The following is a 15,873-nucleotide window of genomic DNA, read 5'->3' as shown; positions in this document are numbered from 1 at the left end:
ATCTAAAAAGATAAGGTGCTCGTATTTTTATAGTATCAATTCTTCTTATAGATGAATCACTTCATCATAAGCATCGGCAACAGCTTCCATTACGGCTTCACTCATTGTTGGATGAGGATGTATTGCTTTTAGTACTTCATGACCAGTAGTTTCTAATTTTCTGCCTAATACTGCTTCTGCAATCATATCAGTAACACCAGCTCCAATCATATGGCATCCTAGCCATTCTCCATATTTGGCATCAAAGATTACTTTTACAAAACCATCTTTAGTTCCGGCAGCACTTGCTTTTCCGGAAGCTGAGAATGGAAATTTACCAATCTTTAATTCATAACCAGCTTCTTTAGCTTGTTTTTCGGTCATACCAACGCTTGCAATTTCTGGTGAAGCATATGTACAACCAGGAATATTTCCATAATCGATAGCTTCAACGTGCATACCAGCAATTTTCTCTACACAGGTAATACCTTCTGCAGAAGCAACATGTGCTAAAGCTGGACCTGCTACTACATCACCAATAGCGTAAACGCCAGGAATATTTGTTTGATACCAATCATTTACTACGATTTTATCTCTGTCTGTAGCAATTCCAAGTTCTTCTAATCCAATATTTTCTATGTTGGTTTTAATTCCTACAGCTGATAAAACGATGTCAGCTTCAAGAACTTCTTCACCTTTCTTTGTTTTTACAGTAGCTTTTACACCATCACCAGAGGTATCAACACTTTCTACTGCCGAATTTGTCATTACCTTTATACCTGCTTTTTTAAAGCTTCTTTCGAATTGTTTAGAAACCTCTTCATCTTCTAGAGGAACTAAAGTAGGTAGATATTCTACTATCGTTACTTCTGTTCCCATAGCATTATAAAAATGAGCAAATTCAACACCTATAGCACCAGAACCTACTACAATCATTTTCTTAGGCTGAGATTTTAAAGTCATAGCATCACGGTATCCTATAACTTTTTTACCATCTTGTGGTAAATTTGGTAATTCTCTAGATCTTGCTCCAGTAGCAATTACTATATGTTTTGCCTCATAATCTGATGCTTTTCCATCTTTGTCGGTTACGGTAATTTTATTACTCGCTTTCAACTTTCCAAACCCTTCGATTACATCTATTTTATTCTTTTTCATAAGGAACTGAACTCCTTTGCTCATTCCTTCAGCTACACCACGACTACGCTTTACAACCGCATCAAAATCTTTATCAAATTTCTCAACTGTTAAGCCATAATCTGAAGCATGTTTAAGATAATCAAATACCTGTGCACTTTTTAATAATGCTTTGGTAGGAATACATCCCCAATTTAAACAAACACCTCCTAGGCTTTCTTTTTCTATAATAGCAGTTTTTAACCCCAATTGAGAAGCTCTAATAGCGGTAACATAACCACCAGGTCCACTTCCTAATACGATAATATCATATGCGCTCATAAATGTGAATTTTTTGAAGACACGAATTTACGGATAATTCGATTAACCTAAAAAGGAAATGGGAATTCCATTTTCATAATAATAACCCAATAAATATCATAAAAAAACACTATCATAACGATAGTGTTAATTTTTTGATATTTTCCTTACTTTTTTAGAATATCTAACGTTTTTGCTAAAATATTTATAGGATTAAAATTCTAAATTTAAAGCTGCTTGTACTTCATTAAAATCTTGTAAATTAATATCTGTATTTTCAGCAAATGCTGCTGGTACAACAACCACTCTAAATGTTTGGTTATTGGTTAAATCAGCAGGTAATAAATCTGGAGCATTGCTTTCTAGCAATACATCTACATCTCCAATAGTAAAGTTAAATCGATAAAGCGCAGTAATCTCACCACCATTTCCGTCATCTAAAAATATAGTAGCTGTAGGTAAAGGTTCCCAAACATCTAAACCACTATCTACTGCTTCTAATCTATATACTAACACTACATCGGACTCAAAAATTTCTTGGTTAAAAAAGAAACGAGTTCCAAAACCATTTGCCTGATTAAAATTGGTAGTAAATTCAAAGGTAGTTCCAATAGTATCGAAATCTACATCATCATCATTTACGCAAGAAGTGAATAGTAATGTTGAGAAAAATAAAAGTCCAAAAATCTTTTTCATAATGTGTATTATTTGTTGTTTTGATATTAAATATTTTATATCAATAAGTGTTCCAAAAAATATTATTTTATTTGTGATTATGATTTATCAAAATCAATACTTACCGAGTTCACACAGTAACGCTGTCCGGTTTCTGTTGGTCCGTCATTAAAAATATGCCCTAGGTGACTTCCACAATTAGCACATAATATTTCAGTTCTGATCATTCCATGAGATGTATCTCTAATATATTCAATACTTCCTTCGATAGATTCATCAAAACTAGGCCAACCGCATCCTGAATCAAATTTAGAAGAACTTTCAAAAAGAGGCGTATTGCATGCCATACATTTATAAGTTCCATCTTCAGAATGGATATTATATTTTCCAGTAAAAGGTCTTTCCGTTCCTTTTTGTCTTAATACTCTATATTCCTCTTCGGTAAGATCCTTTTTCCATTGTTCTTCGGTTTTGTAGAACGGATATTTTTTCATCTGGTTATTGTTTTTTTTAGTAATCAAAAGATTTACGAGGCAATCATCTAGATTAAATACAAACTTAATCCAAATTAGTTCTCTATAATTTCTTTTTTGCTTGAAACACCAATGCATCTCCATTAATACAATGCCTTTGTCCGGTAGTTTCTCTAGGACCATCATTAAAAACATGGCCTAAATGACCACCACAGGTATTGCATAATAATTCTGTTCTGGCGTATCCGAGTTTATAATCTACATCTACGGTTACGTTCCCTTTTACAGCTCTATCAAAACTAGGCCATCCAGTTCCACTATCAAATTTATGTTTACTTTCATATAAAGCAGTATTACAAGCTGCACAGTAAAAAGTTCCATCTGTATATACTTTATTTAGAGGGCTAGAAAAAGGTCTTTCAGTACCCGCTTGTCTTAGAATGTAATATTGTTCACTTGTAAGAATTTCTTTCCATTCTTTTTCTGTTTTAGTGATAGCATATTCTTTCTTTTCTTTTTTTGTGTCTTTTTGTGCATTTCCTGTACAACTTATTACAAGTATACTCACACATAACAATATTAATTTTTTCATAGTATTCAATTTTTTCTTTTACTTCCTTTCAATAGTCGTTGATTATGGAATTTCATAACAATACTATTTATCTCAAACTACAACAAAGTCTACAATTTTATTAATGACTTCTTGATTGCCAAGTATTTTTCTATGGCCAAGTTTTTCTGTTAGTAATAATGTTCCATTTTCTAATTTGTCATGAATCTCTATTCCATCATTGTAATGCACGTCAACATCTTGTTTATCATGAACCACTAATGTTGGTATTGCAACTCCTTCTGCGGATACACCACCAGAATAATTATCGAGATCTTCGCCATAATGTTTATCAAAAAAAAGTTTCATCAATTTTGCTGTTTTTTGATTAAGTTGTAAGTTTTTAGCAAAGTTTTGCGTTATTAAAGTAATACTGTTAGCGGTTCCAATAATAGCAAGTCTTTTAATGTTTAATCCAAACTTCGTGGCTCTTAATAATGACATTCCTCCAAGAGAATGTCCTATGGCTGCTATAAAAGGACCATGAGTTTCTTCTAATTGGTGAATTGTTTCTATAAAGTGAAGCATATTACTTCTTTTTCCAGGAGCTTCACCATGCGCTGGAGCATCAAAACTAACAGTACTAAACCCTTTCTCCAATAATCGATCTGCAATCATAGATAATTGTGTACCACTGCCTGACCACCCATGTACTAATAAAACTTTGGTATCAGCATTGCCATAATTATAAACCACAACTTCTCTGTTGATTTTTTTGATAGTTATGACTTCTTTCTTGCTTTCTAAGGCCATGTTTTTTTCTCGCTCGGGCCTTTTATATCTGAATGGAGTTAAAAATAATCGCGCACCAAACCTAGACGCTAAAAAAGGAGAAATCCAATTTAGGATTTTACCTGTGTACAAAATTGTTTTAGGTATTAATAAAGCCTGAACAGGTATTTGATCTTTATCGATTTTATTCACTATGTATTTTTGAAATATATATTAAAATTAATTCATCAGAATTAGTAGAACTAAATATTGTGATTAATTAACATTTGTATAAAGCTTAAAAATATAAGCAAAATATATTTTATAAATTCTTTTCTAGACGCTTATAAAGTATTTAATTTTGTAGTTTACTCTTAACTAAAACGACATGCGGGTACCGCCCTCAGAAATAGAAAAAAAGGAACAGAAAGTACTTTATGATTATCAAGCGAGAGATATTGATAAAATTTTTGGGCGTTTAAATGAATTTCCTAATAATTATAATTTATTATATCAATTACCTACAGGAGGTGGTAAAACAGTAATCTTTTCAGAGATCGTAAGAAGGTATATCGAAACAACTAAGAAAAAAGTAGTTGTTCTGACTCATCGAATAGAGCTTTGTGATCAAACATCTAGAATGCTTACTGAATTTAATGTAAAAAACAAGATAATCAACAGTAACGTAAAAAAACTAGAAGATCAACATGAATATATGTGTTTTGTAGCAATGGTCGAAACACTAAATAATAGATTGAATGATGACCAATTGGAAATTGAAAATGTTGGAATGGTAATCATTGATGAGGCACATTATAATTCTTTCAGGAAGTTATTTCGTTTTTTTAATAATTGTTTTATTCTTGGTGTTACTGCAACTCCCTTAAGTTCTAATATGAAATTACCTATGAAGGATAACTATAGGGAGCTAATAGTAGGGGATACCATTTCATCTTTAATTAACAAAGGATTTTTAGCTAAACCAGTCACGTTTACTTATGATGTTGGGCTTGGTTCTTTAAAAATTGGTATGAACGGAGATTATACTGTAAAATCGTCCGAAGATTTATATACTAATGCTTTAATGCAAGATAAGTTACTTAAGGCTTATGAAGAAAGAGCTAAAGGTAAGAAAACACTAATTTTTAATAATGGAATCAATACTTCTGTTCAGGTATATGACGTGTTTAATCGAGCTGGATACCCAATTAGACATTTAGATAATACCAATAGCAAACAAGAAAGAGCAGATATTCTTAAATGGTTTAAAAATACTGATGATGCAATACTTTCTTCAGTTAGTATTCTAACTACCGGATTTGATGAACCTACGGTAGAAACGGTAATTCTTAATCGTGCAACTAAATCATTGACCTTGTATTTCCAGATGATTGGTAGAGGTTCCAGGATATTGCCTAATAAACCAGAATTTTCCATCATAGATATGGGAAATAATACAGCTAGATTTGGACTGTGGAATGGTGATATCGATTGGCAATCCATATTTAGATCACCAGACTTTTATTACGATAGTTTGGTTAGTGATGAAGAAATTGAGCGTAATTTTAAATATGTAATGCCAGAAGAGATTCGTAAAGAGTTTAGTAAATCTACTGATATTGAGTTTGATATAGAGACTGAATATGCGAATACCAAGAAATATGGATTGCGTAGTAAAAGTGTTTTGGAAAAATCTATCGAACAGCATGCTAAGATGTGCGTGGAGAATAGCGAAGATGTATTCGACGCACGAATTCTTAGCAAGCTGCTAAATCAAGATATAGAATATAGAGTTCGTAGATATTCTTATTGTATCAGTAAAAGCACAAAAAATTATAGAGATTGGCTACAAGAAGATTACGAAAGAAAACTTCGATCTAAGATCAACCAGTTGTTTTTATAGATAAGTGATACTTTACAAGGTTTAAACTTCTAGCGCTATCTGAACTGCTTTTTCTGCATGAATTTCTGTAGTATTAAAAATGGGAAGATCAACATCATTTTGTTGAATCAATAGCGGTATTTCTGTACAACCAAGAATTACACCTTCGGCTCCATCATTTTTAAGTTTAGCGATAATATGTTTAAAGGTTTCTCTTGAATTATCTTCAACTTTTCCGAGTACCAATTCGTCGTAGATGATTTGATGAATTTGTTCTCTATCCACTAATTCAGGAATGATTACCTCTATACCATATTTATGAAGTATTGTTTTATAAAAATCTTTTTCCATCGTGAATTTGGTACCTAGCAATGCCACCTTTTGTAATCCTTTAGATTTGATTTTACTAGCTGTAGCATCTGCTATATGTAAAAACGGAATTGTTGTATTGTTTATAATTTCTTCGCTACATAAATGCATTGTGTTTGTACAGAGAATTATAAAATCCGCTCCGGCTCTTTCTAATTCCTTGGATGATGCAATCATATGTTGAGTAAGCGCTTTCCAGTCATCTTTTTTCTGAAGTTTTTCTATTTCTGCAAAATCAACGGATACCATTACTGATTTCGCAGAATGATATCCACCAAGTTTATCTTTTACAAGTTTATTTAATAATTCGTAATAGATAGCTGAGGATTCCCAACTCATACCACCAATTAAACCTATAGTTTTCATTTGTTTATGTTTATTTTTGATTGTTCAATGAAGTCTCTTTATAAGTAGTTAGATTAACCTATTTATTGTAGTTTATTTCATTGTTTAAAAGTTTATATTTCTATGTTACCGATTAAATAAGGAACGGCATATCCGCTTAAAAACACTCTATCTTTTTCTAGTTTGCAAAATAATTCTCCACCTCTCTTTGATAGTTGGCTGGCATGAAGTTCAGTTTTCCCTAATTTTTCTGCCCAAAAAGGAACTAATGCGGAGTGAGCAGATCCAGTTACAGGATCTTCTAAAGGTATATCTCGATTAGCATCAAAAACTCTGGATACAAAATCAGATGTATTTCCTTCAGAAGTAATTATAGTACATAAATAAGGAAGACCTTTTAGTAATTCTAATCTAGGTTCTTCGGTTATTATTTCTTCCTCAGAAGCTACAGTTAGTAATAAATCTCTTCCAGCAAATGCTTGGATAGGAGTAGAGTTAAATGCCTTAAAAACTTCTTTAGGGATATCGATCTGTTTAGGTGGTCGTGATGGGAAATCTAATGTGATACTACCATTTTTTTCTTTTTTAGCTTTTAAAATACCGCTTTTTGATGAAAAAGTGATTTCATTGGTAGAAGTGTCCAAATAATTAAAAATAACAAAAGCAGCAGCTAGAGTAGCGTGACCACATAGATCAATTTCTGCATAAGGCATGAACCATCTAATTTCATAAATATCATCTTTTTTTACAAAATATCCAGTTTCAGCTAAATTGTTTTCTATGGCAATATTTAATAGGGTTTCATCGTCTAACCAATGAGGTAAATGACATATTGCCGCAGGATTACCTCCAAATAACTTTTGAGTAAAAGCATCTATTTGATAAATGGAAATTTTCATGAGTTTAATTTTAAAATGGATTTGTTATTATTTTAATTAGTTATTCATATTTTTTGAATACTTGTCCTGTTTTATTACCGGTAATTGCTTCCTCATATACTTTCACAACATCTGATATTTCTACAGGGAAATAACCAGCAAATTTTTGATCTTTAGGGAAATCACCAGCTATGGCTCCAGGAGCTACCGTATTTAGTCTAATACCTCGTTCCAATTCTTGGGATGCACTATGCACAAAGCTATGTATTGCGCCATTAACTAGAGAAAGGGCAGAAGCTTTTGGTTCGTAATGTTCGGCTAAAATACCGGTAGTTAGTGTTATAGATCCTTGATCATTTAAATAATCTTTAGCTATATGTATAAGATTTACTTGCCCCATTAATTTACTCTGTATTCCTATATAATGATCTTCTTCTGTTAATTCTTGTAAGTGTTTCCAGGAGGCTGTACCTGCCGCATTTATTACAGCATCTAATTTTGGTAGTTTTTCAAATATTGATGTAATAGATTCTTTGTTTGTAATGTCTACAGGATAGGTATTACTATTTCTATGTGCGCCAAAGACTTCATGAGTATTTTTTAAATGATTATATACTTCTTTTCCTATAGTTCCTGTGGATCCAATTAATAAGATTTTCATAATTATATATTTAGTTTTATCAATATGTTGTTGTAAATTTTTTATAAATTATTCTTCATTTCATTAATATAGGCTTCTATTGTTTTCTCATTTCTTTGGAAATAAGTCCATTTACCGTGTCTAGTAGGTATAAGTAAACCAGCTTTATGCATTGTAGCGAGATAATTAGAGATTGTAGGTTGTGATAAACCTGATTTTTCTTGAATGAATTGACCACAAACCCCAAAATCAAAGTGACCTAATTCGGAATGAGGAGGGAAGTTACTAGCCGGATCTTTAAGCCATTTTAAAATGTCTAAACGGGTAGCATTAGCCAAGGCTTTTTTAATTTCTAATACTTGATCTCTTCTCATAAGACAAATATACATATTTAATTTTATAAATATGTATATTTTGTATACCTATGTTTGGTTTACTAGATATCTCTAATTAATACATTACTATATCGATCAATGTTTTTTAATACCATATCGCTTCCTTTTACTACTACTTCTAGAGGGTTGTCACTTTTATAAACAGGCAATTCTGTAGTAGTAGAAAACCGCTTATCTAGACCTCGTAATAATGATCCTCCTCCTGTCAGAAAGATTCCTGTATTATAGATATCTGATGAAATTTCCGGTGGAATATCTGATAAGGTTTCTAATACAGCATTCTCGATTTGAGTAATTGATTTATCCAAACTTTTAAAAATTTCTTTATACGTTAAGAAAGTTTGTTTAGGCTTGCCTGTAAGTACATCTCTTCCTCTGATCGTGGTCTTTTTAGGTGGCAATTCCAGTACGTTGACTGCAGATCCTACTTTTATTTTAATTTCTTCGGCTGTACTTTCTCCAATATGTAGATTATGTTTTTCTCTTACATATTGAATGATATCGTTATTAAAAACGTTACCAGCTATTTTAACGGACTGCCCAGAAATAATCCCTCCAAGTGTAATGACTGCAATATCTGTAGTACCACCACCAATATCAATAACCATATGTCCTTTGGGTTGTAATACATCGATTCCTGCGCCAATAGCTGCTGCCATGGGTTCCGAAATTAGATATACATTTTTAGCATTAAGACGTCTAGCCGATTCTTTAACCGCTCTCATTTCTACTTTCGTAATTCCGCAGGGAATAGCAATAATCATTTTATATGATCTTATAAATATGGCATTGCTGATATCAGAAATTTTTTTGATTAATATTTTGAGCATTTTTTCTGATAAATCGAAGTTGGCAATAACGCCGTTCCTTAGTGGATATAGGGTTTTAATATTTTGATGGATTTTACCACGCATAGAGCTGGCTTCTTTTCCGACTGCTATTATTTTTCCACTTAATCTATTAACCGCAATAATAGAGGGGACATCAATTGCAATTTTACCTTTATGAGAAATCAAAGTATTGGTTGTTCCTAAATCAACAGCAATTTTATTGGTTAGAAAGTCTAATAAGCCCATGTTCTGTGTGTTAAGTTAGTTTTAGATTTGAGTTGCTAATTGATAATAACTCCAAGATGGTTATTATATTGTCAGTTATTTTTTAAACAACTGATATTCAAATCTTTGTAATATATTGGTGCTTTTAGTGTAATTCTTAGGAATTTGCAATGATGTTTTGCAGCTCGTAAAACATCTGCGGTATTAGTTTTTTAAGGTGTTTTAGGTTTTATTTAAACGGTTATAAAATTTTTATGGCTAACTACCGTTTTCCAGTTAGTTTCTTTTATTTTTGCTGCTGATGACGCGTAACTACATATTTCTAGTATTCCTATTTTTAACTACATTTACCTATTCACAAATAGGAGGTAGGTATACGTATCAATTCCTTAATTTGGTTTCTTCTCCTAAGCAAGCTGCCCTTGGCGGTAAATACGTTACTGGTTATAGTATGGATCCAACAGATGCTATGTTAAATCCTGCTGCGATTAATAGTGAGATGGATAACCAACTGTCTGTAAATTATGTGAATTATATAGCAGATGTAAATTATGGGTCAGTAGCTTATGCTAAAGCATTTGGTCGGAATAGACAGATGTTTCACGCTGGAGTTACTTATATAAATTATGGAAGGTTTGACGGGTTTGATGAGTTTGGAAATGAGACAGGAGATTTTGGTGCTGGTGAAGTTGCGATCTCAGTAGGCTATGCTTATACTATTCCTAATTCTAATTTTCATGTTGGAGCTAATGGAAAATTTATATCCTCTAAATTAGAAGAATATACTTCTATTGGAGGAGCTCTTGATGTAGGTTTGATATATCATAATCCTGAAACAAAATTTGATTTTGGTTTTGCAGTAAGAAATTTAGGAATGCAGTTCACTACCTATGATGAAACTAGAGAGAATCTTCCTTTATCTGTAGATATGGGCGTTGCACAGACATTAAAAAATGTTCCTATACGATGGAATTTTACATTAGAAAATTTGCAGGTTTGGGATGTAGCTTTTAGAAATCCTGCTAGAGATATTACTGACTTAGAGGGTAATGTAGAAGCTGATGATCCAAGCTTTTTTAATAATGCTCTGCGTCATGTAGTGGTAGGATTAGAGTTTTTTCCCGAAAGTGGATTTAATATTCGATTAGGATATAATTTTAGAAGATCAGAAGAATTAAGAATTGTTGATCAACGATCTTTTGCAGGATTAAGCGGTGGTTTTTCTCTGAAATTAGGGAAATTCAGGTTCGCTTATTCCTATGCTCGCTACAATTCTGCAGCATCTTCAAGTACTTTTGGTGTCAACGTAAATTTACAATAGTGAATAAAAAAATTATCATTGCAATAGATGGGTATTCTTCTACTGGAAAAAGCACTGTAGCACGACAACTCGCTAAAAAATTAGGATATATATACGTAGATACGGGTGCTATGTATCGTGCTGTTACGTTGTATGCGATGAAGCAGGGATATATTGGCAGTGATCATTTTTATAAAGAAGCATTAGAAAATAGCCTTCCTTTAATACATATAAAATTTGAAGTAAATCCTAAAACTGGACTAGCAGAAGTTGTTCTAAATGATAAAAACGTAGAAAAAGAAATTAGAACGCTTGGAGTATCTAGATTAGTAAGTCCTGTAGCCGCGGTATCTAAGGTTCGAAAGAAGTTGGTAGAACAACAGCAACTTATGGGCAAAGATAAGGGGATTGTTATGGATGGAAGAGATATTGGAACGGTAGTTTTTCCGGATGCAGAGTTGAAATTGTTTATGACAGCAACTGCAAAGGATAGAGCGGAGAGAAGGTATAAAGAACTTGTAGAAAGGGGTGATAAAGTAACCTATGAAGATGTTCTTAAAAACGTAGTGAATAGAGATCATATTGATAGCACAAGAAAAGATTCTCCACTTCGCAAAGCTGAAGGCGCTATACAAATTGATAATTCTAATCTAACATTAGATGAACAATTTCAACAGATTTTAGACCTTGCTCAAAATACTATTGGATGAAGTAACCAATAACTACTGATTTATTGACTTACATCATTCAGAACTTTTTATTTCTCTTAGTTCGTAGTAAAACATCTTACCTTTAATGTACTCTATAAGCTCTTTTGGTTCATCTTTTTCTTTTATCAAAAGAACCCTGTTTAGTATTAAGGTTTTTTCTTTTACTGTATGTTTAAGAGGAATTGAAGTATCAGAAATGGCATACAATGGTGTTTCTTTAAGAATTTTATATTCCTTACCATTATTCAATACAACACTTTTATTAGATTCGAAGATGATATTTGTTTTGGATAAAACTTGTCCATAGCCAGATATCCCAATAGCTAATGCAACAAAAAGTATAACTGATCTCATATCAAAATCCGATTTGGTGAAGTGTTATTACGGTAAAGCCGTAAAATTAGTAATTTTATTTTTTTAAATCACCAAATCTAGAGAATTAATGAATGTTTACAACGTTTATATTAGTTTTACTACAAAAAAAAGATCTCCTTACTAATTAAGAAGATCTAATGATATATGATATCTAATATGTTTTATAGATTAGGGATGATCAATTCTTGATCTGGGTGAATTACGTCAGGATTTTTTAAGATATGCGTATTTGCTTCAAAAATTTCCTTGTATTTCATAGGATCTTTGTAATAATGCTTTGCTATTTTACTTAAAGATTCTCCACTTTTTACTGTATGTCTATGATATACAGAGTTATCAGCTACATCTATATCTGCTTCAATATCCGACGGAGCTTCACCACCGATTTCTTTAATCTTATCCCAAAGTTGGTTTTTTTCATATTGCGTGTTGGCAGTTCCTTTTACTTTAAGAACTCCATTCTCTTCAGTTACATCCCCATTTTGAATATTTAATTCTTGTCCAAGATCTAAAACATCTTGATATTTTGCTTTAACCATAACTAAGTTGATTTAAAATTATTAATTAGATTTACTCAAATATAATAATTTATACAGTTGATTTTAGCATATAAGAAGATTAAAAAAGAGGAAATAATCGACAAAATGCAGAATTTATCTATATTCGAATTGTTATAAAATTAGTTACATGTTTCGAAAACGTTTCTATTACCTCATTCAAATTCAATATTTAGGTTTTAGATATCATGGTTGGCAAAAACAGCCTAACGTGAATACTTTGCAGAGAATGGTGGAGCGTACTATTGCGTATGTTTTAGATCATAAAGATTTTAAAGTTTTAGCTGCAGGAAGAACAGATGCCAAGGTATCTGCCAATGAAGCGTATATAGAGTTGTTTGTGGATCATAAGCAACTAGAGTTAAAAGATTTCTTTGTACTGTTCAATCAAAATTTACCCCAAGACATTAGAGCTTTGAGCATACAAGAGACAGATGAGAATTTTAATATTATACAACATCCCAAGATCAAAGAATATGTATATTTATTCTCATTCGGGAAGAAATTTCATCCATTTTCTGCACCTTTTATGTATAATGTAATGGAAGATCTGGATATCGAGAGTATGATGCAAGCAGCGACCTTGTTTGAGGGTAAGCATAATTATAGATCTTATTGCCATCGTCCTAATGAGAATACGATTGTTCATGGAGAAATTTTAGTTTGTGAGATTACAAAGAACGATTTGTATACAGCTAATTTTTTTCCAGATACAAGTTATATGTTAAGGGTTAAAGGTGTTGGTTTTAAAAGAAATCAAATACGATTGATGATGGGCGCTCTATTAGATTTAGGAAAGGGTAAAATTGATTTAGAATTTATAAAAAACACATTGGATCCAAATCATGAAAAAATAACATTAGAACACATTGTTCCTGGTTCTGGTTTGATATTAAATTCTGTGGAATTACGGGAATAATATATTTGAATACATTATTAGGTGGCGATGCAGTGTTTTATAAAAATATATGATTAAATGAAAGTAATATCAACAAACATCGGAGAACCTCAAACCATATCTTGGAGAGGAAAAGAAGTAAAAACTGGTATTTATAAGTATCCTGTGGATGAACCTATTTTTTTAGATAAAGAAGATGTGAAGGGTGATCATGTGATTGATAGAAGAGTTCATGGTGGTGTAGACAAAGCTTGCTACTTATATGCTGCAGAGCATTATCCTTATTGGAAAGAGAAGTATCCAGATCTCGATTGGAATTATGGTATGTTTGGTGAAAACCTAACAGTTTTGGGATTAGATGAGCGTATTATCCACATCGGAAGCATATTTAATCTTGGTGAAGCTGTGGTTCAGGTAACGCAACCAAGACAACCTTGTTATAAATTGGGAGTTCGTTTTGGAACTCAAACTATTTTGAAACAATTTATACAAGCATTAATGCCAGGCGTATATGTAAGAGTATTGACTGCTGGTTTGGTTAAAAAAGATGATGTTTTGATTCCACAAGAGCTACATACAGAAGGAGTTTCTATTCAGGATATGTACAAACTTTTTTATGACCAGAATTCTCATGAAGCTTTGGCCAAAAAGGCAATCGACGATCCTTTTGTTACTACAAACAATAAAAAAAATATTCTAAACCGCTACGGAAGCTCAATTTCTAAATAGTATATGGATGTTTGCAACACCAAGAATTTAATTATTGGAGCGGGACCTGCAGGTCTGGCAGTAGCAGGACGTTTTAGAAAACAAAATATTCCTTTTGAGATCATCGAGCAAACTGATAAAATTGCTTGGAGTTGGCATAACCATTATGATCGGTTGTTACTACATACGGTAAAAGAGCTTTCTCATTTGCCGCACTTGGAGTTTCCTGTAGATTATCCCAGATATGTGCCTAAAGCTAAATTAGCAGCATATTATGAGACATATGCGGAACATTTGGATATTCGACCTCGTTTTAATACCACTGCAAATTCAGTAAAAAAAGAAGAAGACGATTGGGTCATTGATACAAATAATGGTTCATACAAGGCAGACAATGTTATTATTGCCACTGGTATAAATAGAACTCCTTTTGTACCAACTTGGGAAAATCAAAGTGATTTTCTGGGAGCTATAATGCATAGCAGGAATTATAAGAATGCTTTGCCTTTTAAGGGGAAAAAGGTATTGGTTGTAGGAATGGGAAATACAGGTGCTGAGTTAGCATTAGATCTTAGTGAGCATGATATAGATGTTAGCATATCTGTACGAAGTCCATTATTAATTGTTCCTAGGGATATTAATGGCCGTCCAGTACAGATTACTGCCAAAAAATTAGAGAAATTACCTTTTGGATTAGGAAGATGGATTGGAAAGCAAGTTCGAAAAATTGTCATTGGAGATCTTTCTAAATACAGAATCTCTATTTCTAAAAAAGATCCAATTGATCATCTGAAGCAAACAGGTAAAACGCCAGTAATTGATCTCGGTACCGTAAAACAAATTAAATCTGGCAAAATAAAAGTGGTAGGAGATATCAATTCCTTTTATGAAAAAGGTGTAAAACTACGAGACGGAACTAACATAAGTGTTGCTGTTGTGATCTTAGCTACAGGATATCGTGCTAAAGTTGAGCAGTTTATTGAAAATACGAATGGTTTATTGGATTCATACGGAGTTCCTAAGAATGTAATAGGAACAGGGATTCATCAAGGTTTATATTTTGTTGGTTTTGATAATTATAAACTTGGCGGAATCTTAGGAACTATTGTTAATGATTCTAAGATCATAGCAGATGATATTTTTAGAAAGAGTACATAGTTTTTCACGGTTTACGGTGTTTTATGTTTTCTAGTTATACATGAAATTTGATTTTTGAAAATCAGTATAAAATGAAGAACAAATTCATACTTATAGCATTCTTTTTTATTGGGTGTTTTTCAATCGCTCAAGAGTTCTTTGAGCCCTTTGTTGATTTTTACGGTGATAATTTAGTAGTGGACAACTTTCCTGCTATTTCTGACGATGGATCACATTATTTAATTGAATATAGTCAATATTCCTGTTGCGTATCTACCGAAACAAAGCTACAAAAGATTAGCGCTAAGGATGGAACGGTTTTAGATGAAATTATATTATATCCAGGAGAAGAAGCAACAGAATTTTTAGTTCAAGATTTAGAAACAGCTTACAAGGAGGTGCAGAAGCTTTTGGATAGTAATAACTACCGAACGTTGAAAGAAGTTACTAAGTTTAATCATCATAATGATATAAATAATAAACATACGCTTACTTTTACTCTTGAGGATCAAAAGTATATAAGTGAGGAAATTGATCTTCCTAGAATATCATCTCATGGTTTTTGTTGTAATGGTGGTTCTGATTTAGAAGAGAACTGTCTATTATACCAAAGTATTGTAAGGGTTTGGTTTTCTAAAAATCATCATATGTTATTATTGGAGACAGGACTTGCGCAGGTAGCAAATGGTTGTGATCAAGGTCCTTTTTATCAGCTAGTTTCAATAACAGATCATTAACT

General features: G+C 32.3%; 19 protein-coding genes. 7 read left to right on the top strand and 12 right to left on the bottom strand.

The genetic code is table 11. The annotated features are described in order from the left end of the window. Positions 1 to 45: 45 nt before the first annotated feature. The 5 genes from lpdA to ABD077_RS11950 form a co-directional block, all read right to left on the bottom strand. A complete protein-coding gene (lpdA, locus tag ABD077_RS11970; protein WP_343912536.1) occupies positions 46 to 1,437 on the bottom strand; it encodes a dihydrolipoyl dehydrogenase in 1,392 nt (463 codons plus the stop codon). 192 nt (positions 1,438 to 1,629) lie between these two features. After that, positions 1,630 to 2,112: a hypothetical protein gene (locus ABD077_RS11965; RefSeq protein WP_343912535.1), complete on the bottom strand. Its 483-nt coding sequence runs from the start codon at positions 2,110 to 2,112 to the stop codon at positions 1,630 to 1,632. A 77-nt stretch (positions 2,113 to 2,189) separates the two neighbouring features. Next, positions 2,190 to 2,585: a peptide-methionine (R)-S-oxide reductase MsrB gene (msrB, locus tag ABD077_RS11960; protein ID WP_343912534.1), complete on the bottom strand. Its 396-nt coding sequence runs from the start codon at positions 2,583 to 2,585 to the stop codon at positions 2,190 to 2,192. Between the two features lie 82 nt (positions 2,586 to 2,667). Next, the gene (gene msrB / locus ABD077_RS11955) at positions 2,668 to 3,156 is read right to left on the bottom strand and encodes a peptide-methionine (R)-S-oxide reductase MsrB (protein WP_343912533.1); all 489 of its coding nucleotides are present in this window, start codon (positions 3,154 to 3,156) and stop codon (positions 2,668 to 2,670) included. Positions 3,157 to 3,228: 72 nt separating this feature from the next. Then, on the bottom strand, positions 3,229 to 4,098 hold the full coding sequence (locus tag ABD077_RS11950; RefSeq protein ID WP_343912532.1) for an alpha/beta hydrolase: 870 nt from the start codon (positions 4,096 to 4,098) through the stop codon (positions 3,229 to 3,231). 175 nt (positions 4,099 to 4,273) lie between these two features. On the opposite strand from ABD077_RS11950, the gene ABD077_RS11945 reads away from it, so the two are divergent. Next, positions 4,274 to 5,788 (top strand): DEAD/DEAH box helicase, encoded by a 1,515-nt coding sequence (locus ABD077_RS11945; protein WP_343912531.1) that lies wholly within the window; start codon positions 4,274 to 4,276, stop codon positions 5,786 to 5,788. Between the two features lie 21 nt (positions 5,789 to 5,809). Here the strand turns inward: ABD077_RS11945 and ABD077_RS11940 are convergent, their stop codons facing one another. The 5 genes from ABD077_RS11940 to mreB form a co-directional block, all read right to left on the bottom strand. Continuing rightward, positions 5,810 to 6,502 (bottom strand): aspartate/glutamate racemase family protein, encoded by a 693-nt coding sequence (locus ABD077_RS11940; protein ID WP_343912530.1) that lies wholly within the window; start codon positions 6,500 to 6,502, stop codon positions 5,810 to 5,812. A 92-nt stretch (positions 6,503 to 6,594) separates the two neighbouring features. Next, a complete protein-coding gene (locus tag ABD077_RS11935; RefSeq protein WP_343912529.1) occupies positions 6,595 to 7,380 on the bottom strand; it encodes a PhzF family phenazine biosynthesis protein in 786 nt (261 codons plus the stop codon). Between the two features lie 40 nt (positions 7,381 to 7,420). Continuing rightward, positions 7,421 to 8,020, bottom strand: coding sequence for a short chain dehydrogenase (locus ABD077_RS11930; RefSeq protein ID WP_343912528.1), 600 nt, complete (start codon positions 8,018 to 8,020; stop codon positions 7,421 to 7,423). Positions 8,021 to 8,061: 41 nt separating this feature from the next. Further along, entirely contained in the window at positions 8,062 to 8,373 is a 312-nt protein-coding gene (locus ABD077_RS11925) for an ArsR/SmtB family transcription factor (RefSeq protein WP_343912527.1), read from the bottom strand. 62 nt (positions 8,374 to 8,435) lie between these two features. After that, positions 8,436 to 9,470 (bottom strand): rod shape-determining protein, encoded by a 1,035-nt coding sequence (mreB, locus tag ABD077_RS11920; RefSeq protein ID WP_343912526.1) that lies wholly within the window; start codon positions 9,468 to 9,470, stop codon positions 8,436 to 8,438. 280 nt (positions 9,471 to 9,750) lie between these two features. Here mreB and porQ point away from each other — a divergent pair, with 280 nt between their 5' ends. Both porQ and cmk read left to right on the top strand, forming a co-directional pair. Beyond that, on the top strand, positions 9,751 to 10,770 hold the full coding sequence (gene porQ / locus ABD077_RS11915) for a type IX secretion system protein PorQ (RefSeq protein ID WP_343912525.1): 1,020 nt from the start codon (positions 9,751 to 9,753) through the stop codon (positions 10,768 to 10,770). Continuing rightward, entirely contained in the window at positions 10,770 to 11,459 is a 690-nt protein-coding gene (gene cmk, locus ABD077_RS11910; RefSeq protein ID WP_343912524.1) for a (d)CMP kinase, read from the top strand. The genes porQ and cmk overlap by 1 nt, the downstream gene beginning before the upstream one ends. 33 nt (positions 11,460 to 11,492) lie before the next feature. Here the strand turns inward: cmk and ABD077_RS11905 are convergent, their stop codons facing one another. Together ABD077_RS11905 and ABD077_RS11900 are read right to left on the bottom strand one after the other, a co-directional pair. Continuing rightward, positions 11,493 to 11,813, bottom strand: a complete 321-nt coding sequence (locus ABD077_RS11905; protein ID WP_343912523.1) for a hypothetical protein — start codon at positions 11,811 to 11,813, stop codon at positions 11,493 to 11,495. A gap of 182 nt (positions 11,814 to 11,995) precedes the next feature. Beyond that, on the bottom strand, positions 11,996 to 12,373 hold the full coding sequence (locus ABD077_RS11900) for a LysM peptidoglycan-binding domain-containing protein (protein ID WP_299601188.1): 378 nt from the start codon (positions 12,371 to 12,373) through the stop codon (positions 11,996 to 11,998). A gap of 148 nt (positions 12,374 to 12,521) precedes the next feature. Between ABD077_RS11900 and ABD077_RS11895 the strand changes: the two genes are divergently transcribed. The 4 genes from ABD077_RS11895 (at position 12,522) to ABD077_RS11880 (ending at position 15,871) form a co-directional block, all read left to right on the top strand. Continuing rightward, positions 12,522 to 13,310, top strand: a complete 789-nt coding sequence (locus ABD077_RS11895) for a tRNA pseudouridine synthase A (protein WP_343912522.1) — start codon at positions 12,522 to 12,524, stop codon at positions 13,308 to 13,310. A 57-nt stretch (positions 13,311 to 13,367) separates the two neighbouring features. Then, positions 13,368 to 14,018 carry an MOSC domain-containing protein gene (locus ABD077_RS11890; protein ID WP_343912521.1) on the top strand — a complete coding sequence of 217 codons (651 nt, stop codon included), beginning with the start codon at positions 13,368 to 13,370 and terminating at the stop codon, positions 14,016 to 14,018. Between the two features lie 3 nt (positions 14,019 to 14,021). Further along, positions 14,022 to 15,155: a flavin-containing monooxygenase gene (locus ABD077_RS11885; protein WP_343912520.1), complete on the top strand. Its 1,134-nt coding sequence runs from the start codon at positions 14,022 to 14,024 to the stop codon at positions 15,153 to 15,155. A gap of 71 nt (positions 15,156 to 15,226) precedes the next feature. Then, positions 15,227 to 15,871: a hypothetical protein gene (locus tag ABD077_RS11880; protein WP_343912519.1), complete on the top strand. Its 645-nt coding sequence runs from the start codon at positions 15,227 to 15,229 to the stop codon at positions 15,869 to 15,871. Positions 15,872 to 15,873: the final 2 nt, after the last annotated feature.

Origin of the sequence: Aquimarina litoralis, assembly GCF_039523995.1 — a bacterium.
GTDB lineage: Bacteria > Bacteroidota > Bacteroidia > Flavobacteriales > Flavobacteriaceae > Aquimarina > Aquimarina litoralis.
Note: the sequence above shows the minus strand (reverse complement) of the source record. Positions and strands in the feature narration are given on the sequence as shown.

What these genes read in the sequence shown, in the direction of transcription:
- lpdA (WP_343912536.1), bottom strand. Translation starts at nt 1,437, where the DNA reads ATGAGCGCATATGATATTATCGTATTAGGAAGTGGACCTGGTGGTTAT.
- ABD077_RS11965 (WP_343912535.1), bottom strand. Translation starts at nt 2,112, where the DNA reads ATGAAAAAGATTTTTGGACTTTTATTTTTCTCAACATTACTATTCACT.
- msrB (WP_343912534.1), bottom strand. Translation starts at nt 2,585, where the DNA reads ATGAAAAAATATCCGTTCTACAAAACCGAAGAACAATGGAAAAAGGAT.
- msrB (WP_343912533.1), bottom strand. Translation starts at nt 3,156, where the DNA reads ATGAAAAAATTAATATTGTTATGTGTGAGTATACTTGTAATAAGTTGT.
- ABD077_RS11945 (WP_343912531.1), top strand. Translation starts at nt 4,274, where the DNA reads ATGCGGGTACCGCCCTCAGAAATAGAAAAAAAGGAACAGAAAGTACTT.
- ABD077_RS11940 (WP_343912530.1), bottom strand. Translation starts at nt 6,502, where the DNA reads ATGAAAACTATAGGTTTAATTGGTGGTATGAGTTGGGAATCCTCAGCT.
- ABD077_RS11935 (WP_343912529.1), bottom strand. Translation starts at nt 7,380, where the DNA reads ATGAAAATTTCCATTTATCAAATAGATGCTTTTACTCAAAAGTTATTT.
- ABD077_RS11930 (WP_343912528.1), bottom strand. Translation starts at nt 8,020, where the DNA reads ATGAAAATCTTATTAATTGGATCCACAGGAACTATAGGAAAAGAAGTA.
- ABD077_RS11925 (WP_343912527.1), bottom strand. Translation starts at nt 8,373, where the DNA reads ATGAGAAGAGATCAAGTATTAGAAATTAAAAAAGCCTTGGCTAATGCT.
- mreB (WP_343912526.1), bottom strand. Translation starts at nt 9,470, where the DNA reads ATGGGCTTATTAGACTTTCTAACCAATAAAATTGCTGTTGATTTAGGA.
- porQ (WP_343912525.1), top strand. Translation starts at nt 9,751, where the DNA reads ATGACGCGTAACTACATATTTCTAGTATTCCTATTTTTAACTACATTT.
- ABD077_RS11905 (WP_343912523.1), bottom strand. Translation starts at nt 11,813, where the DNA reads ATGAGATCAGTTATACTTTTTGTTGCATTAGCTATTGGGATATCTGGC.
- ABD077_RS11900 (WP_299601188.1), bottom strand. Translation starts at nt 12,373, where the DNA reads ATGGTTAAAGCAAAATATCAAGATGTTTTAGATCTTGGACAAGAATTA.
- ABD077_RS11895 (WP_343912522.1), top strand. Translation starts at nt 12,522, where the DNA reads ATGTTTCGAAAACGTTTCTATTACCTCATTCAAATTCAATATTTAGGT.
- ABD077_RS11890 (WP_343912521.1), top strand. Translation starts at nt 13,368, where the DNA reads ATGAAAGTAATATCAACAAACATCGGAGAACCTCAAACCATATCTTGG.
- ABD077_RS11885 (WP_343912520.1), top strand. Translation starts at nt 14,022, where the DNA reads ATGGATGTTTGCAACACCAAGAATTTAATTATTGGAGCGGGACCTGCA.
- ABD077_RS11880 (WP_343912519.1), top strand. Translation starts at nt 15,227, where the DNA reads ATGAAGAACAAATTCATACTTATAGCATTCTTTTTTATTGGGTGTTTT.